Origin of the sequence: Streptomyces sp. CB01249 (assembly GCF_001905735.1) — a bacterium.
In the GTDB taxonomy this organism is placed as follows: Bacteria; Actinomycetota; Actinomycetes; order Streptomycetales; family Streptomycetaceae; genus Streptomyces.
The window spans coordinates 69,293-85,034 of record NZ_LISW01000007.1; the positions used below are offsets into that span (position 1 = coordinate 69,293).

The following is a 15,742-nucleotide window of genomic DNA, read 5'->3' on the forward strand; positions in this document are numbered from 1 at the left end:
GCGCCGGGCCGGTCCTTCCACCCAGGGATGCGTTGTTCCTGGGTCTGCCAGTACCAGGCTGGGCGGAAACCGTTCTCCTACGATCGGGCCATGGACGGCGAACTCGGTGACTTCCTGCGCTCACGGCGTGCCCGCATCAGCCCGGAGGACGTGGGGCTCAACTCGTACGGCCGCAGGCGGGTGCCCGGGCTGCGGCGCGAGGAGGTGGCGCAGCTCGCCGGGGTGAGCGTCGACTACTACATCCGGCTGGAGCAGGGGCGCGGGCCCAGCGTCTCGGACGCGGTGCTCGACGCGATAGCCCGGGTGCTCCGGCTCGATGAGACGGAGCACGCGTATCTGCGGACGGTGGCGCGCCCCAAGGCCCGTAAGGCACCGGCCTCTTCGGCCCGCCGGGTGCGCCCGGGGCTGCGGCTGCTGCTCGACATGTTCGACCGGGCGCCCGCCTTCGTGCTGGGCCGCCGGATGGACGTGCTGGCGTGGAACGCGCTGGGGGACGCCCTCTCCGGCTTCTCCCGGATGTCCGCCGCCGAGCGGAACATGCCGCGTCAGGCGTTCCTGGCCCCGGGGGCGCGGGAGCTGTACCCGGACTGGCCGGCGGTGGCGGCGGAGACGGTCGCCCATCTGCGGCTGGACGCGGGGCTGCACCCGGACGACAAGGAGCTCGCGGCACTGGTCGGCGAGTTGTCGCTGAAGAGCGAGGACTTCCGGCGTTTGTGGGCGGACCATCAGGTGAAGGCGAAGACGTACGGCGTGAAGCGGATGGCCCACCCGTTGGTGGGCGCGCTGACGCTGCCGTACGAGACGCTGGCGGTCCCCGGTGAGCCGGACCTCTCGCTGGTCGTCTACACCCCGGAGCCCGGTTCGGAGACCGCCGAGCGCATCGCGCTGCTGGGGAGCTGGGCCGCCGGGGAGAACGCGCCGGGGCTGCGCGCGTAGGTACTGAGGGAAGCGCGCCGGAGCTGCGGCGCCTAGGTACTGAGGCGCGCCGGAGCTGCGGCGCCTAGGTACTGAGGCGCGCCGGAGCTGCGCGCGTAGAACGGTAGTCGCGGGGACCGCCGCACCCCTGGTTGCCCAGGGGCCGGGACGACAGCGGTCCCCGCGAGGGACGCGGTCCGGGTCAGGGCCGGATGACGCGTCCGGGCGACGGTGGAGGTCCGGGAGCCGCTCCGTAGTCCGTTGTCGCCGTTCCGGTGCCGGCGGGTTTCCCTGCCGACATCCACCAATGTGCCGGAGCCGTGTTAAGCGGGTGCTGCGCCCACGTGACACGCACGTACCGTTTTCGCGAAGGGCGCGGCCACCCGGCTACTTGGCGGCGGCCGGGGCGTCCTTCGCCAGGTACGCCAGCAGGTCCTGGCGGCTGACGACGCCCTTCGGCTTGCCCTCCACCAGCACGATCGCCGCGTCCGCCGCGCCGGTGCCGCCGAGCACCGCCATCAGGTCCTCGACCGGCTCGCCGGAGCCGACCTGCGGCAGCGGCGGCGACATGTGCTTCTCCAGCGGGTCGCTGAGCGACGCGCGCTGGGCGAACAGGGCGTTCAGCAGCTCGCGCTCCACGACCGAGCCGATGACCTCGGCGGCCATGACGTCCGGGTGGCCCGCGCCGGGCTTCACGATCGGCATCTGCGAGACGCCGTACTCGCGCAGCACGTCGATCGCCTCGCCGACCGTCTCCTCCGGGTGCATGTGGACGAGGGTGGGGATCGGCCCCTCCTTGTGGTTCAGGACGTCCGCGACCCGCGCCGAGGGGCCGCTGTCCTCCAGGAAGCCGTAGTCCGCCATCCACTCGTCGTTGAAGATCTTCGACAGGTAGCCGCGCCCGCTGTCCGGGAGCAGGACGACGACCACGTCCTCGGGACCGAGCCGCTTCGCGACCTCCAGGGCCCCCACGACCGCCATGCCGCAGGAGCCGCCGACGAGCAGCCCCTCCTCCTTGGCGAGCCGGCGGGTCATCTGGAAGGAGTCCTTGTCGGACACGGCGACGATCTCGTCGGTGACCGTCCGGTCGTAGGCGGAGGGCCAGAAGTCCTCGCCGACGCCCTCCACGAGGTACGGCCGGCCGGAACCGCCGGAGTAGACCGAGCCCTCCGGGTCGGCGCCGACGACCTGGACCCTGCCGCCGCTGGCCTCCTTGAGATAGCGGCCGGTGCCGCTGATCGTGCCGCCGGTCCCGACGCCCGCCACGAAGTGGGTGATCTTCCCCTCCGTCTGCTCCCACAGCTCGGGACCGGTGGTCTCGTAGTGCGAACGCGGGTTGTTCGGGTTGGAGTACTGGTCGGGCTTCCAGGCGCCCGGCGTCTCACGGACCAGCCGGTCGGAGACGTTGTAGTACGAGTCGGGGTGCTCGGGGTCGACCGCCGTGGGGCAGACGACGACCTCGGCTCCATAGGCGCGCAGGACGTTGATCTTGTCCGTGGACACCTTGTCCGGGCAGACGAAGACGCACTTGTAGCCCTTCTGCTGCGCGACGATCGCCAGGCCCACGCCCGTGTTGCCGCTCGTCGGCTCGACGATCGTGCCGCCGGGCTTCAGCTCGCCGCTCTGTTCGGCGGCCTCGATCATGCGCAGGGCGATGCGGTCCTTGACCGACCCGCCGGGATTGAAGTACTCGACCTTGGCCAGGACCGTCGCCTGGATGCCGGCCGTGACACTGCGCAGCCTCACCAGCGGGGTATTGCCTACGAGACTGATCATCGAATCGTGGAATTGCACCGTGTACTCCGGGGTCTCCGAGATGGTCCGGCAAGCGTATGCGTACGGGGACGGGATTGGGCTGCGCGATTGAACGACGGGCGGTAGCGGGCAGGTAGCTGTGTGTACGGCTCTACTGCGGTACGTGGGACGAGGAGGTGGACCGGACTGTGTCGACGGCGAGAGTGGCACGGCGGATCGCGGCGGGCGCGGCCTACGGCGGGGGCAGCATCGGGCTGCTGGGCGCCGCGGCGGTGGGCGTCCTGCTGGCGGAGGTCCAGCTGGCGAAGCGGCAGGTGGGCGGGGGTACCGCCCCGGTCCCGCCGAGTGCGGACGGACGGTACGGAGTGGCGTTCACGGGCCCCGCGGAGCCCTTGCGCCTCGGGCTGCTCGGGGACTCCACGGCGGCCGGGCAGGGGGTGCGGCGGGCCGGGCAGACCCCGGGGGCGCTGCTGGCCTCGGGGCTCGCGGCGGTGTCCGAGCGGCCTGTGGACCTGCGCAACGTCGCGCTCCCGGGGGCCCGGTCGGACGATCTGGAGCGGCAGGTCTCGCTGCTGCTCGCGGACCCGGCGCGGACGCCGGACGTGTGCGTGATCATGATCGGGGCGAACGACGTGACGCACCGGATGCCCGCGACCCAGTCGGTGCGCTGTCTGACGACGGCGGTGCGCAGGCTGCGGACGGCCGGGGCGGAGGTCGTCGTCGGGACCTGTCCGGACCTGGGGACGATCGAGCCGGTGTACCAGCCGCTGCGCTGGCTGGCCCGGCGGGTGAGCCGGCAGCTGGCGGCGGCGCAGACGATCGGCACGGTGGAGCAGGGCGGGCGCACCGTGTCGCTGGGCGACCTGCTCGGCCCGGAGTTCGAGGAGAACCCGCGGGAGCTGTTCGGCCCGGACAACTACCACCCGTCGGCCGAGGGGTACGCGACCGCGTCCATGGCGGTGCTGCCGACGCTGTGCGCGGTGCTCGGCCTGTGGCCGGAGTCGGACCGGCTGGACGGCGCACGGCGCGAGGACATGCTGCCGGTGGCCAAGGCGGCCTCCCAGGCGGCCAAGGAGGCCGGAACGGAGGTCACGGGGGCCCGGGCGCCCTGGGCCCTGCTCAAGCACCGCAGGCGGCGGCGTCTGCCCGCCGCCACGGAGCCGCATCCGCATCCGCACCCGGAGCCCGGGGGATCGACGCGGGTGGACCGCCACAGCGGCGAACCGAGCCGTTGACTGAGCGCTCGCTTAGAAAAGAGGCCCGCATCACATGCCGGGTCGGGTGACCCGGGCGCTACGTCCGGGTAATTTCCAGAGCAGTCGTGCCGTACCGCCGGGTCTGCCGGATCCCTCAGGCAGCCTGTCCGCCCTCAGCCCCCATGGAGCCGCGTGATGCCCGAAGCCGTGATCGTCTCTGCCGCCCGTTCGCCCATCGGCCGGGCCTTCAAGGGCTCGCTCAAGGACCTGCGCGCGGACGACCTGACCGCGACGATCATCCAGACCGCGCTGGCCAAGGTCCCCGAGCTGGACCCGAAGGACATCGACGACCTGATGCTCGGCTGCGGTCTGCCCGGCGGCGAGCAGGGCAACAACCTGGGCCGCATCATCGCCGTGCAGATGGGGATGGACCACCTTCCCGGCTGTACGGTCACCCGCTACTGCTCGTCCTCGCTGCAGACCAGCCGCATGGCCCTGCACGCCATCAAGGCCGGCGAGGGCGACGTCTTCATCTCGGCCGGTGTCGAGATGGTGTCCCGCTTCGCCAAGGGCAACTCGGACAGCCTGCCGGACACGCACAACCCGCTCTTCGCGGACGCCGAGGCCCGTACCGCGGCCCGCGCCGAGGAGTCCGGTGCGAGCTGGCACGACCCGCGCGAGGACGGCCTGGTCCCGGACGCCTATATCTCGATGGGCCAGACCGCGGAGAACCTGGCGCGGCTGAAGGGCGTGACGCGTCAGGACATGGACGAGTTCGGCGTACGGTCGCAGAACCTCGCCGAGGAGGCCCTGAAGAACGGCTTCTGGGAGCGCGAGATCACCCCGGTGACCACGCCGGACGGCACCGTCGTGTCCAAGGACGACGGGCCGCGCGCGGGCGTCACGCTGGAGGGCGTCCAGGGCCTGAAGCCGGTCTTCCGCCCGGACGGCCTGGTCACGGCGGGCAACTGCTGCCCGCTCAACGACGGCGCCGCCGCGCTCGTGATCATGTCCGACACCAAGGCGCGCGAGCTGGGCCTGACCCCGCTGGCCCGCATCGTCTCCACCGGCGTCTCCGGCCTCTCCCCCGAGATCATGGGCTACGGTCCCGTCGAGGCCAGCAAGCAGGCGCTGAAGCGCGCCGGGCTGACCGTCGGCGACATCGACCTCGCCGAGATCAACGAGGCGTTCGCCGCCCAGGTCATCCCGTCCTACCGCGACCTCGGTCTGCCGCTGGAGAAGGTCAACGTCAACGGTGGCGCCATCGCCGTCGGCCACCCCTTCGGCATGACCGGCGCGCGGATCACCGGCACGCTGATCAACAGCCTCCAGTTCCACGACAAGCAGTTCGGTCTGGAGACGATGTGCGTCGGCGGCGGCCAGGGCATGGCCATGGTCATCGAGCGTCTGAGCTGATCAGAACGGGTTTCGGGGCCCTGCGGGCCACCGAGCCCCGACCGTGACCGAATCTCCCCCAGGATGTGATCTATCTCCTGGGGGAGAGTCGTTTGCGCAGGTCACACCTACAACAGCGGTTTACACAGGGCCCAAAGTCCTGTCCATTTCGTGACGTAATGCACTGACACATGGTGCCGTCAGGGCACAAGCTGATGTAGGAAGTCGGGGGATCGATTGAAACCGGGAGTATGTCAGTGAGCGCCATGCCTATTGCCCTGTTGCTGACCACCGCCGCTGCCACGGCTGTGGGCGCCGCTGCTCTGCACGCCGCTCACGGACTGCGCAGGCAGGTCTCGGCGCTCCGGAAGGAGCTGGCCGACGGTCACGCCCGTACAGCCGCTGTACCCCCTCAGACCCGTCACGACACCACCTCCGCCGAAGAAATACGCGCGGCCGTCGCCGAGGCGCTGGCCGAGGAGCGCGAGCGGGAGCTGGCCGAGGCCCGCGCGTTCTGGGCCTCGCAGGAGGCGCGCGACGCCGCCGACGCCCCGTCCCTGCTGGGCGGGCTGGCCGGTCTCGGCGAGGACGCCCCGTTCTTCATGCCCCGCCAGAGCGACTTCGCCGGTCTGGAGTCGATGGACATCGAGGCGGCGGAGGCCCTGGAGGAGCTGACCGAGCTGGCGGAGCTGCCGGAGACGGAGTTCGCCGAGGACTCCCCGGAGCTGGCCGCGGCCCGCCGCCGCCACCCCTCGCACCCGGACTTCGTCCCCGTGCAGACGCCCGTCGTCACCGACCACGAGCGCACCGTGAACCGCCTGGAGGAGCTGGCGGACAGCCGCACGGAGCTGTCCGACGTGCGCCCGGGCCCGCTCGGCACGCTCGACGTGTACGTGTTCGCGGACGGTACGACGCTCTGTATGACCCCCGGCCACCGCGAGACGGCCGAGCGCCTGGCCGAGTCGCTGCGCGCGGGCGAGCACCCCGTCCTGCTGGGCGGCTCCGGCGTCTCGGGGGCGTACGCGCTGACGTTCTCCTGCGGCAAGGAGAACGTCTACATACTCGCCGACCGCGTCATAGCGAGCTTCTGAGCCCGCCCCGACGTCGGTCCCCGGCTTTACGGGGAGGCTGCCGCCTCCCTGCGCGCCGCGCGCCTTACGCGAAGGCCCGCGCGGCCGCTTCCTCGACGCATCGCACGGCCTCGTCCAGCTCTTCGGACGGGGCCGTTTCCAGTGCCACGGCCAGGTCCCGGCCGGCGACGGCGAGCTGGTCGCCGACGGCGAAGACCCCGGCGTCCGGCATGACCCTGGGCTCCCGGCCGGGCTCCTCGGCGTGCTGGGCCCGCGCCGACAGCTCACGTGCGGCGGCGAGGCCCTGGGCCGCCGCTCCCCGCTGCAGCCTGCTCTGCGGGGCGGCGCGCAGCCGGTCGGCGAATCGGTCCACGGCGATGATCAGAGGCGTCGTATCGAGCACCCCGCGACCCTATCGCCGCGCACACGGCAGCGGCCCGCGGCCTCCGGAGGGAGACCGCGGGCCGCTTACGCGTGCGCCGGGGCGATCAGTCGTCGCCGCTGAGGATGGAGAGCAGGCGCAGCATCTCCAGGTAGATCCACACCAGGGTCATGGTGAGGCCGAAGGCGGCCAGCCAGGACTCCTCGCGCGGAGCGCCGTACGCGATGCCGTCCTCGACCTGCTTGAAGTCGAGGGCCAGGAAGCAGGCGCCGAGGATGATGCCGATGACGCCGAAGAGGATGCCGAGGCCACCGCTGCGGAAGCCGAGGCCGTCACCGCCACCGAAGGCGGCGAACAGCAGGTTGACGACCATCAGGAGCATGAAGCCCATGGCGGCGGCCATCACGAAGCCGTAGAACCGGCGGGTGACGCGGATCCAGCGCATCTTGTACGCGAGCAGCACACCGGCGAAGACACACATGGTGCCCATCACCGCCTGCATCACGACGCCGGGCCCGATGTACGTGCTGACCGCGCTGGAGATGACGCCGAGGAAGACACCCTCGAAGGCGGCATAGGCGATGATCAGCGCGGGTACGGGCTTGCGCTTGAACGACTGGACGAGCGACAGCACGAACGCGATGAGCGCGGCGCCGATGGCGATGCCGTACGACTTGTTGAGGTTCGCCTCGTCCACCGGCAGGAGCGCCCAGGCGAGCGCGGCACCGAGCACGACCGTGCCCAGCGTCATCGCCGTGCGCGTGACGACGTCGTCGATGGTCATCGCGCCGGTACGGGCCGGCGCGGGGGCGCCCGTGGGGGCGTAGGGGTTGGTCGCGTACGGGTTCGGGGCGGTGCCCTGTGCGTACGGGTTGGCACCCGCTGCGGGGGCCCCGGCCTGCGGCGCCGCGTTGAAGCCCGCGTAACCGTTGTCGCGGCTGAAGCCCCGTCGCGAGAAGACCGGGTTGCTGCTCCTCATCTCACTCCTCCATGGCCACCCAGCGTGGCCTTCCCACAAGAGTAATGGGTAGGCAAAGCAATCAGCCTAGTGCCGAAGGAGGATCTTTCTCCGAACGGACCGGCCGCGCGCGGTCACTCTGCGGTACGTCCGCCCGCTTCCCGGGCCGCGCTCTCCACCCTTTCCCGGTGGCCACGCCACCATGCCTCGTCGCCGGGCGCCATGTCCTCGCTCCCGCGCCGCAGCCCGGTCGCCCCGTCGATCAGCTCCCGGACGACGTCGGCGTGCCCGGCATGGCGCTGGGTCTCGGCGACGAGATGGACGAGGACGCGGTGCAGCGACAGCTCCGGCCCGCCCTCCCCGGGAAGGACGCCCCTCGCATCCAGCCCGAACGCCTCCACGGTCGCGTCGGAGTGCGCCCACACCCGGCGGTACCGCCCGGTGATCTCCGCACGGGACTCGTCGGCCGTGGCCCACAGATCGGCGTTCGGCTCTGCGTCCCCGGTGATCCAGAGGTCCGGCGCGTCGACGGGCCGCCCGAAGACGGTCCCGAGGTAGAACGCCTCGGCTCCGGTCACATGCTTGACGAGCCCGAGCAGATTGGTCCCGGTGGGGGTGAGGGGGCGCCGGACGTCGTACTCGGACAGCCCTTCGAGCTTCCAGAGGAAGGCGTCGCGGGCGTCCTGGAGATAGAGCCGCAGGTCGTGCTTGAACCGATCCGTATCCGTCATGGGCCCAACCTGCCGCTCGGACGGCCCCAGAACCCACCGCGTTTCTCAGCCCGTGGACTCCCGCTGCCCCGCCGCGGCCTCCGCCAGCCGGTCGAAGGTCCCCACCAGCACGGCCCGCCGCTCGTCCTTGAACCCCTCGACAGGCTCCAGCCCGTCGATGCTCCCCTCCCACACCGCCATGTACGCGTCCCGCCACCCCCGGACAACCTCCGGCGCGGGCAGGGTCACACCGACCCATCCGCGCTCGTGCAGGAGAAGCAGCAGCTCCAGATTGCAGGGGACGGCCACCCCGTCGTATTCATCGGGCTCGATCCCCCCGGGATCCCCGCCCACTGCCTCGCCCACCTCGGCGACGAGCCGCCCCACAAGCTCGGAAAGATGATCCGCCGCGGTATCACTGTCAAAGTTCCCCGCACCCCAGGTACCCACGACCCCACCCCGTTCCGTCGCCATCCGTACGGCCATGACACCACCGGGCACTGACAACGGGGGTGGCCAAGCACCATTCCGGCAGCGAGCGGCCTCGCAATCCTGCCAATGCCGCACCTGCCGCCCTGTCCGCCTGCGCCATACGGTCAGCACCTCGGTAGCCGACTACAGGGGGACCAGATGACCGCCGCATTGGTCTTCCTGCTCTTCTTCACCGCCCTGCACCTACTGGGCCTGGCCCTGGTCACTAATTACCGGGGCTTCGCCCAGCACGTCCTGGACACCTACCTCAACCCGGTTCACTTCACCCCGTACGAGCTCCGCAGACTCCGCCGCCGCAGCATCGAGCATCCAGAGTTCCACCTCTACACACACGCACAGGCCCGACTCCGCAACCTGCGCATCATGGGCGCACTACACGCGACACTGGGGCTCGTCGGCGTCGTAGGGATCACCGTTTCCGTGGTCCGGGGGTGACCTCAGGTCTTGTACGAAATGGCGCCCGAAGGCTCCTCAGCTCGCCGGGGCCGACACGGCGGCGCGCAACTCCCGTACACCGGCCGCTCGCGGGTGACGCTGCGCCAGCTCGGTCACGATGCCGCGGATCGCGGGGCGGTCCCTCACCTCGCCGGGGCTCGCGCGGTGGGCGTCGAGGAGAGCGCGGGCGGTCTGCTCGGGGCGCCCCCAGGCCCACCAAGCGCGGGCCATGTCGGTCCCCAGACGTGCCTTCCGCTCGGCCGTCGGGAAGTGCTCGGACCGCAGGTTCTGGCCGGCTTCCAGGGCCGCGCCCGCATCTCCGAGGGCCCAGTGGACGCCGACGGTGTAGAGGTCCACTGCGGCCGGGCTGATGGGGAAGAGCCGCCCGGCCGGGGCCAGGGGCGGCAGACGCCGCGCGGCACGCCGGGCTTCCTCGGCCATGGCCAGGGCCTCGGTGCGCCGACCCCCGCGTGCGGCGGTGTAGGCCAGAGTGCACAGCATCTGCGCATAGGCCGACGATGCCGCGTCGGTCCGCAGCCCGGTGGCCTCCACCCCGGCCGCGGCCGACTCCATGAGAGCCTGCGCCTCCTCGCCCCGGTCCTGGTGGCGGAGCACGATCGCGAGCTCGTGGGAGGCGGCGGCAGCTGCGAGCGGCGACCCGGACACCTCGGCCCAGGTTCGCGCACGGTCGGCAGTGAGACGGGCCTGCTCGTACGAGCCGAGCTTCAGCAGCAGGGCGGCACTGAGGCTGTACACGGAGGACAGCCGCGCCTGGTCCAGCTCGCGGCGCGACGAGGCCGCGGCGTGCCCGTCGGCCAGGAGGTCGGGCAGCAGGGCGAGGAACTGGGTGTGGGCGCCCTTGTCGTAGAGCTCGCGAGCGGAAGCCACCCGGGCAACGACTCGCACTGACCGTCGCACGTCATCCTCGGTGGCTCGGATTCCCGGTCCGAGCCACCGGGTCACGCCCGGGTGACATTCATCCGAACCGGCGGCGGCCCGCGCACGGCGCCGTCAGGATGGCCCGGGTGACGACCACAGACCTATGGCACCACTACGGCCGCGTCCGCGCCGAACAGGACCGCGCCGTCTCCGCGTCCTTCCGCTGGTCCTGGAGCCAGCAGGACGGGCCGGGTCCGGAGGTCCTCGGGGACATCACCGGCAGGACTCTCGCCGACCTCGGCTCCGGCGCAGCACGCCACGCCGCTCACCTGGCCGTGCATCACGGCCCGGACCGGATCGACGCGGTGGACGCCTCACCCGCACAGCACAACATGGCCACTGCCCTCTACGGCTCGCTCGGCCCACGCCTGCGCCTCGTGCACCAGGACGCCGTCCCCCACCTCCGCGCGAACCCGGGCGCCTACGACCTGCTCTACAGCGTCTTCGGAGCGGTGGACTTCAACGACCCCCGCCAACTGCTCCCGGCCACGGCCGACGCGCTCCGCCCGGGAGGACAGCTGGTCTTCTCCACTCTCGCCCAGTATCTGTCCGGTGCGCCCGCCCAGCCCGATGTCGTGGCGGCCGACGTACCGGCAAAGACCCCGACCGGCGAGAGGGTCACCATGCGCCGATGGGTGCTGCAGGAGCAGGTGTGGACAAAGCTCCTGGACGAGGCGGGGTTCACCCGGATCCGCGTGGAGGAGCTGCCCGCCGGCGAAGGGCCCCGGCCCGCCGCCACGCTCCTGATCAGAGCCGAGCGCGCCGCCGCCTGACTCAGCGCTGTCGGGCGTTGCCGATTCCGTGGTTCGGAGGTGATCGTTCCGGGTACCCGATGGCTTGGGACTTGGTACGCGATGGTGCCCGGAACCGGACTCGAACCGGTACGCCCCCGAGGGGCAGCGAGGTTTAAGCTCGCCGTGTCTGCATTCCACCATCCGGGCTTGGCGCGCGGCTCCGCGTTGGCACATGACCCTATCCGGGGGGCTCGGTCCGATCAGCCGAACAGTGGCTCGATGTTGTCTTATTTATCGATCTCTTGAGTCCCCGTCAGCGCACGTCGGAGGCATACCCACATGCCCGGGCAAGATGGCGGCAGTGCGGGGGTGCCGGGCGAATTGACGGAAAGTCGCCGCACCGACACAGTCGTTTCGCCAGGGGCGCGCCACCGATCGCCAGGGGCGCGCCACCTCGTGGCTGATTTTAGGTTGCGATCAGGTCGTTCACGCACCGCAGCACCGGGCGAGTCGCCAGCGCGGACGGGTCCTCCAGCACCGCCCCCGTGACCCGGATCGTGGTGCTCTCGCCCGGGAGGAGCGTGACGAGCGCGGTGTCGGCCTCGGCGTCCGGGTGGAGGCGGTCGGGGAAGAGGCAGAGGTCCCGGAGAAGGGTCTGTGCCGTCACCTCGACGCGGTACGTGGGGGTCCGGGCGCCCTCCTCCTCCGTCACCGTCGCCCCGTAGCGCGCCGGCGGCAGGGCGAGTCGCGGGTCCTCCTCGTGGAAGTGCAGGGTCCTGGTGTCGTCCAGGCGGGCGACGAGGACTTCGCGGGCCGGGTCGGCCGGTGTCGCGAGCGAGGCGGGCAGCGGGACGCTCGTCGTGGCGCGGGCGGCCGTGGACACCGGCAGGGCCTCCTCGGCCAGGACCGTGCCGTCCAGGGCGTGCCGGGTCAGGCGCAGGGTGCCCGCCCAGGGGGCCGCCGTGTCGTTGACCAGGTGGACGGAGCCGTCGCGGACGGCGATCAGGTGGTCCTCGTACACCGCACGCAGCGCGTGCCAGAGGGGCTTGCGGCGGCCGTCGCCGTCGACCGCCGACCAGGAGACGACCGGCCAGCAGTCGTTGAGCTGCCAGACGATCGTGCCCATGCAGTACGGGGCGTGGGAGCGGAAGTGGCGGATGCCGAACGCGACGGCGCGGGCCTGGTTGAGCTGGGTGAGCCAGTGCCAGTCGTCGAAGTCCGGTCCGGGCTGCGGCAGATGGTCGCCCAGGCCGCGCAACAGCTTCGCGTCCCCGTCCTCGGCCTTCTGGTGGTGGGCCAGGAGCGGCGCATCGGGAGTGAGCGGGCCGCTGACCGCGCGGCGGAGCGTGGCGTACGCGGGAGGCCCCTGGAAGCCGAACTCCGCGACGAAGCGCGGCACCCGGTCGGCGTACGCGCGGTAGTCGGCGCGGTTCCACACGTCCCAGATGTGGACCGTGCCGCGCTCCGGGTCCTGCGGGTGGACGTCGGGGCTGCCGGAGTACGGCGATCCCGGCCAGTACGGGCGCGTCGGGTCGGTCTCGGCGACGATCCCGGGCAGCAGCCGGTGGTAGTAGCCGTGGCCCCAGGTGCGGTCGCCGAGCTCCTTCTGCCAGCCCCAGTCGGCGTGGCCCTCCAGGTTCTCGTTGTTTCCGCACCACAGGACGAGGGAAGGGTGCGGGGCCAGCCGGACGACGTTCTCGCGCGCCTCGGCCGCCACCTCGTCCCACAGCGGCTGCTCCTCCGGGTACGCGGCGCAGGCGAACGGGAAGTCCTGCCAGACCAGGAGCCCCTTCTCGTCGCACAGTTCGTAGAAGTCGTCGCTCTCGTAGAGCCCGCCGCCCCACACCCGGACCAGGTTGACGTGGGCGGCGACGGCCTGGTCGAGGCGGTCGGAGAGCTGCTGCCGCGTCAGGCGGGACGGGAAGCAGTCCTCGGGGATCCAGTTCACCCCGCGCACGAAGACGGGCCGGTCGTTCACGGAGATCCGGAACGCCTCCTCTTCGAGCGTGACGGACCGGAACCCCGTGCGGAGGTGGCGGACGTGGTCACCGACGCGGACCTCCACCTCGTACAGCGGCTGTGCGCCGTGGCTGTGCGGCCACCAGGGCTCGGCCTGCGGAACGGAGAGGCTGACCCTCACGCGGTGCTCGTCCTCGGAGAGGACGAAGAGGGCCGCCGCGCCGACCACGCCGACCGAGCCCGAGACCGCATCCAGGCCGTCGTGCTCGATCTCCACCTCGGCGGTCAGGAACGGCACGCCCTCCGGGTCCAGGTCGGGCAGCAGCTTCACGGAGGCGATGCGCGGACCGCTCCACGTCTCCAGGGCGACCGGACGCCAGATGCCGGACGTGACGAGCGTCGGGCCCCAGTCCCAGCCGAAGTTGCAGGCCATCTTGCGGATGAAGGCGTACGGCTCCGCGTACGCGCCGGGGCGGTCGCCGAGGCGGTCGCGCAGCTCCTCGGCGTAGGTGTACGGCGCGGTGAAGACGACGTCGAGGGAGTTCTCGCCCTCGCGCAGAAGACCGCGCACGGGAAAACGGTACGAACGGTGCTGATTCGCCGTCCGGCCGATCTCCGTCCCGTTGAGCAGGATCGTCGCGACCGTGTCGAGGCCGTCGAAGCACAGGGCGGCGTGGTCGTGGCCGTCAGGCGTCCAGTCGAAGGTGGTGCGGTACGTCCAGTCGGTGCGGCCGATCCAGCCGAGCCGGGTCTCGTTGTCGTCCAGGTACGGATCCTCGATGAGCCCGGCGGCCAGCAGGTCCGTGTGGACGCAGCCGGGGACGGTGGCGGGGATGCCGTCGGGAACGCCTCCTGTGGGGAGCCCGGAGGGCACGGGTCCGGCCGGGCGGAGCGTCCAGCCGTCGTGCAGGGGCAGGTGGCGAAGGGTCACGCGGGGGTCCTTCCGCAGTCGGGGAGCTGGGCACAGGCGACGAAGTGGTCCGGCTCGGTCTCGTACAGGTCGGTGGTGGCCTCCCCCGGCCCTCCGGACGAGCCGCCGCCCTCCTCGTGGAAGGCGCACGAACGTACCGGCTCCGGAGGGTCCCACGGCTGGTTGAGGCGGGGCACGGCGGCGAGCAGGGTGCGCGTGTACGGGTGGAGGGGGTTGCCGAACACCTTCTGGGTGTCGCCGCGCTCGACCACCCGGCCCCGGCGCAGCACCACCGTCTTCTCCGCGAGGTACGTGCCGAGCGCGAGGTCGTGCGTGATGTAGAGGACGCCGAGGCCGCGTTCCTTGAGCCCGGCCAGGAGGTTGAGGACGTCGATGCGGGTGGAGGCGTCGAGCATGCTGGTGATCTCGTCGGCGACCAGGAAGCTCAGGTCGAGCAGGAGGGCGCGGGCGATGAGGAGCCGTTGCAGCTGGCCGCCGCTGAGCTGGTGCGGGTAGCGGCCGAGGACCTGTGCGGGGTCCAGGCGCACATCGCGTACCGCCTTCTCGACGCGGTCGGCCCACTCCGCGTCGCGGACGCCCGGGTGGTAGGCGCGGCGGACCAGGTCGAAGACGCGGTCCGCGCGGAAGACGGGGTTGTAGCAGGAGAAGGGGTCCTGGAAGACGCCCTGGACGCGGCGGTAGAAGTCCTTGCCCGGCCGCACCCGCTGCCCGTCCAGGGTGAGGGTGCCGGAGCTGACGCCGGTGAGGCCGAGGATCATGCGGCCGATCGTGGACTTGCCGCTGCCGCTCTCGCCGATGAGGGAGACGACCTCGCCGGGCGCGGCCGTGAAGGAGACCCGGTCGACGGCGGTGACGGAGCCGCCGCCGAACGCCCCGGCCCGGTAGGTCTTGGTGACGTGGTCGAGGGTCAGCATCAGGCCTTCCAGCATGCGACGGAGTGGCGGGGGGCGATCTCGGTCACCGGGGGCTCCTCGGCGCAGCGCTCGTCCGCGACGGGGCAGCGGTCGCGGAAGCGGCAGCCGGCCGGGGGGTTCAGGAGCGAGGGCGGGGCTCCGGCGATGCCGGTGAGGGGCCGGTCGGCGTGCCGGGCCCCGACCTCGGGGAGCGCGCCGAGCAGGAGCTTGGTGTACGGGTGGCGGGGCGCGGTCGTCAGTGTCTTCGTGGGCGCCTTCTCGGCGAGCTTGCCCGCGTACATGACCATGATCGAGTCCGCGATGTGCGAGGTGAGCCCGAGGTCGTGGGTCACGAAGATCATGCTGGTGACCAGGCCCTTGTCGCGCAGCCCGGTGAGCGCGCCGACGACGGCGCGCTGGGTGGAGACGTCGAGCGCGGAGGTGACCTCGTCGGCGATGAGGACGGACGGGTCGAGCAGGGTGGAGATCACCATGACGGTGCGTTGTTTCATCCCGCCGGACAGCTCGATCGGGTAGCGGTCCAGGACGTCGTGGTCCAGGCCCACCAGATCGAGCCTGCGGTGCAGTTCGGCGGTGTCCACGCTCGCGCCGCGCGACGCCAGCAGCTCGCGGATCATGCGGCCGATGCGGCGGGTCGGGTTGAGGGCGCTCATGGAGTACTGCGGGACGAGCGAGATCCGGTGGAAGCGGAAGGCGTTCATCGCCCGGTCGTCGGCCACGGGCACGTCGTCGCCGTCCAGCGTCACGGTGCCGCCCGCGTGCCGCATCCGGCCGTCGAGGCGGATCAGCGACTTGCCGAGCGTGCTCTTGCCGCACCCGGACTCACCGGCGAGGCCCAGGATCTCCCCGTCGGCGAGGTCGAAGGAGACGCCGTCCAGGGCCCTCACCTCACCGCGCAGGGTGCGGTAGTGGACCCGGAGGTCGGTCACGGTCAGGGTCATGCGCTCAGACCTCCCG

General features: G+C 71.6%; 15 protein-coding genes and 1 tRNA gene. 6 read left to right on the forward strand and 10 right to left on the reverse strand.

Annotated elements, in window-relative coordinates:
* Positions 1-90 precede the first annotated feature (90 nt).
* Positions 91-936: a helix-turn-helix transcriptional regulator gene (locus AMK18_RS27090; protein WP_073864838.1), complete on the forward strand. Its 846-nt coding sequence runs from the start codon at positions 91-93 to the stop codon at positions 934-936.
* Positions 937-1,302: 366 nt separating this feature from the next.
* Here the strand turns inward: AMK18_RS27090 and AMK18_RS27095 are convergent, their stop codons facing one another.
* Positions 1,303-2,709, reverse strand: coding sequence for a cystathionine beta-synthase (locus AMK18_RS27095; RefSeq protein ID WP_073864839.1), 1,407 nt, complete (start codon positions 2,707-2,709; stop codon positions 1,303-1,305).
* Between the two features lie 164 nt (positions 2,710-2,873).
* Between AMK18_RS27095 and AMK18_RS27100 the strand changes: the two genes are divergently transcribed.
* The 3 genes from AMK18_RS27100 to AMK18_RS27110 all read left to right on the forward strand — a co-directional run bounded on the left by AMK18_RS27100 (position 2,874) and on the right by AMK18_RS27110 (position 6,352).
* Positions 2,874-3,905, forward strand: a complete 1,032-nt coding sequence (locus AMK18_RS27100) for an SGNH/GDSL hydrolase family protein (protein WP_018104053.1) — start codon at positions 2,874-2,876, stop codon at positions 3,903-3,905.
* A gap of 156 nt (positions 3,906-4,061) precedes the next feature.
* A complete protein-coding gene (locus AMK18_RS27105) occupies positions 4,062-5,282 on the forward strand; it encodes an acetyl-CoA C-acetyltransferase (protein WP_018104054.1) in 1,221 nt (406 codons plus the stop codon).
* Between the two features lie 260 nt (positions 5,283-5,542).
* A complete protein-coding gene (locus AMK18_RS27110) occupies positions 5,543-6,352 on the forward strand; it encodes a hypothetical protein (RefSeq protein ID WP_018104055.1) in 810 nt (269 codons plus the stop codon).
* Positions 6,353-6,416: 64 nt separating this feature from the next.
* Here the strand turns inward: AMK18_RS27110 and AMK18_RS27115 are convergent, their stop codons facing one another.
* The 4 genes from AMK18_RS27115 to AMK18_RS27130 form a co-directional block, all read right to left on the reverse strand.
* On the reverse strand, positions 6,417-6,734 hold the full coding sequence (locus AMK18_RS27115; protein WP_018104056.1) for a hypothetical protein: 318 nt from the start codon (positions 6,732-6,734) through the stop codon (positions 6,417-6,419).
* An 85-nt stretch (positions 6,735-6,819) separates the two neighbouring features.
* Complete coding sequence (locus tag AMK18_RS27120) at positions 6,820-7,692, reverse strand: Bax inhibitor-1/YccA family protein (protein WP_018104057.1); 873 nt, start codon at positions 7,690-7,692, stop codon at positions 6,820-6,822.
* 113 nt (positions 7,693-7,805) lie between these two features.
* Positions 7,806-8,402: a DinB family protein gene (locus AMK18_RS27125; RefSeq protein ID WP_073864840.1), complete on the reverse strand. Its 597-nt coding sequence runs from the start codon at positions 8,400-8,402 to the stop codon at positions 7,806-7,808.
* 45 nt (positions 8,403-8,447) lie between these two features.
* A complete protein-coding gene (locus AMK18_RS27130) occupies positions 8,448-8,735 on the reverse strand; it encodes a hypothetical protein (protein WP_443333235.1) in 288 nt (95 codons plus the stop codon).
* Positions 8,736-9,011: 276 nt separating this feature from the next.
* Between AMK18_RS27130 and AMK18_RS27135 the strand changes: the two genes are divergently transcribed.
* Entirely contained in the window at positions 9,012-9,308 is a 297-nt protein-coding gene (locus AMK18_RS27135; protein WP_073864841.1) for a hypothetical protein, read from the forward strand.
* 36 nt (positions 9,309-9,344) lie between these two features.
* On the opposite strand, the gene AMK18_RS27140 is transcribed toward AMK18_RS27135, so the two are convergent.
* Entirely contained in the window at positions 9,345-10,196 is an 852-nt protein-coding gene (locus AMK18_RS27140; protein ID WP_443333236.1) for a transcriptional regulator, read from the reverse strand.
* A gap of 128 nt (positions 10,197-10,324) precedes the next feature.
* On the opposite strand from AMK18_RS27140, the gene AMK18_RS27145 reads away from it, so the two are divergent.
* Positions 10,325-11,020, forward strand: a complete 696-nt coding sequence (locus AMK18_RS27145; protein WP_073864842.1) for a class I SAM-dependent methyltransferase — start codon at positions 10,325-10,327, stop codon at positions 11,018-11,020.
* An 82-nt stretch (positions 11,021-11,102) separates the two neighbouring features.
* On the opposite strand, the gene AMK18_RS27150 is transcribed toward AMK18_RS27145, so the two are convergent.
* The 4 genes from AMK18_RS27150 to AMK18_RS27165 form a co-directional block, all read right to left on the reverse strand.
* Positions 11,103-11,188: transfer RNA gene (locus AMK18_RS27150), tRNA-Leu, on the reverse strand.
* A gap of 259 nt (positions 11,189-11,447) precedes the next feature.
* Positions 11,448-13,871, reverse strand: a complete 2,424-nt coding sequence (locus tag AMK18_RS27155; protein WP_073864843.1) for a glycoside hydrolase family 2 protein — start codon at positions 13,869-13,871, stop codon at positions 11,448-11,450.
* A complete protein-coding gene (locus tag AMK18_RS27160; RefSeq protein WP_241836650.1) occupies positions 13,868-14,800 on the reverse strand; it encodes an ATP-binding cassette domain-containing protein in 933 nt (310 codons plus the stop codon). The genes AMK18_RS27155 and AMK18_RS27160 overlap by 4 nt, the downstream gene beginning before the upstream one ends.
* Complete coding sequence (locus AMK18_RS27165) at positions 14,785-15,726, reverse strand: ABC transporter ATP-binding protein (protein WP_018104062.1); 942 nt, start codon at positions 15,724-15,726, stop codon at positions 14,785-14,787. The genes AMK18_RS27160 and AMK18_RS27165 overlap by 16 nt, the downstream gene beginning before the upstream one ends.
* Positions 15,727-15,742: the final 16 nt, after the last annotated feature.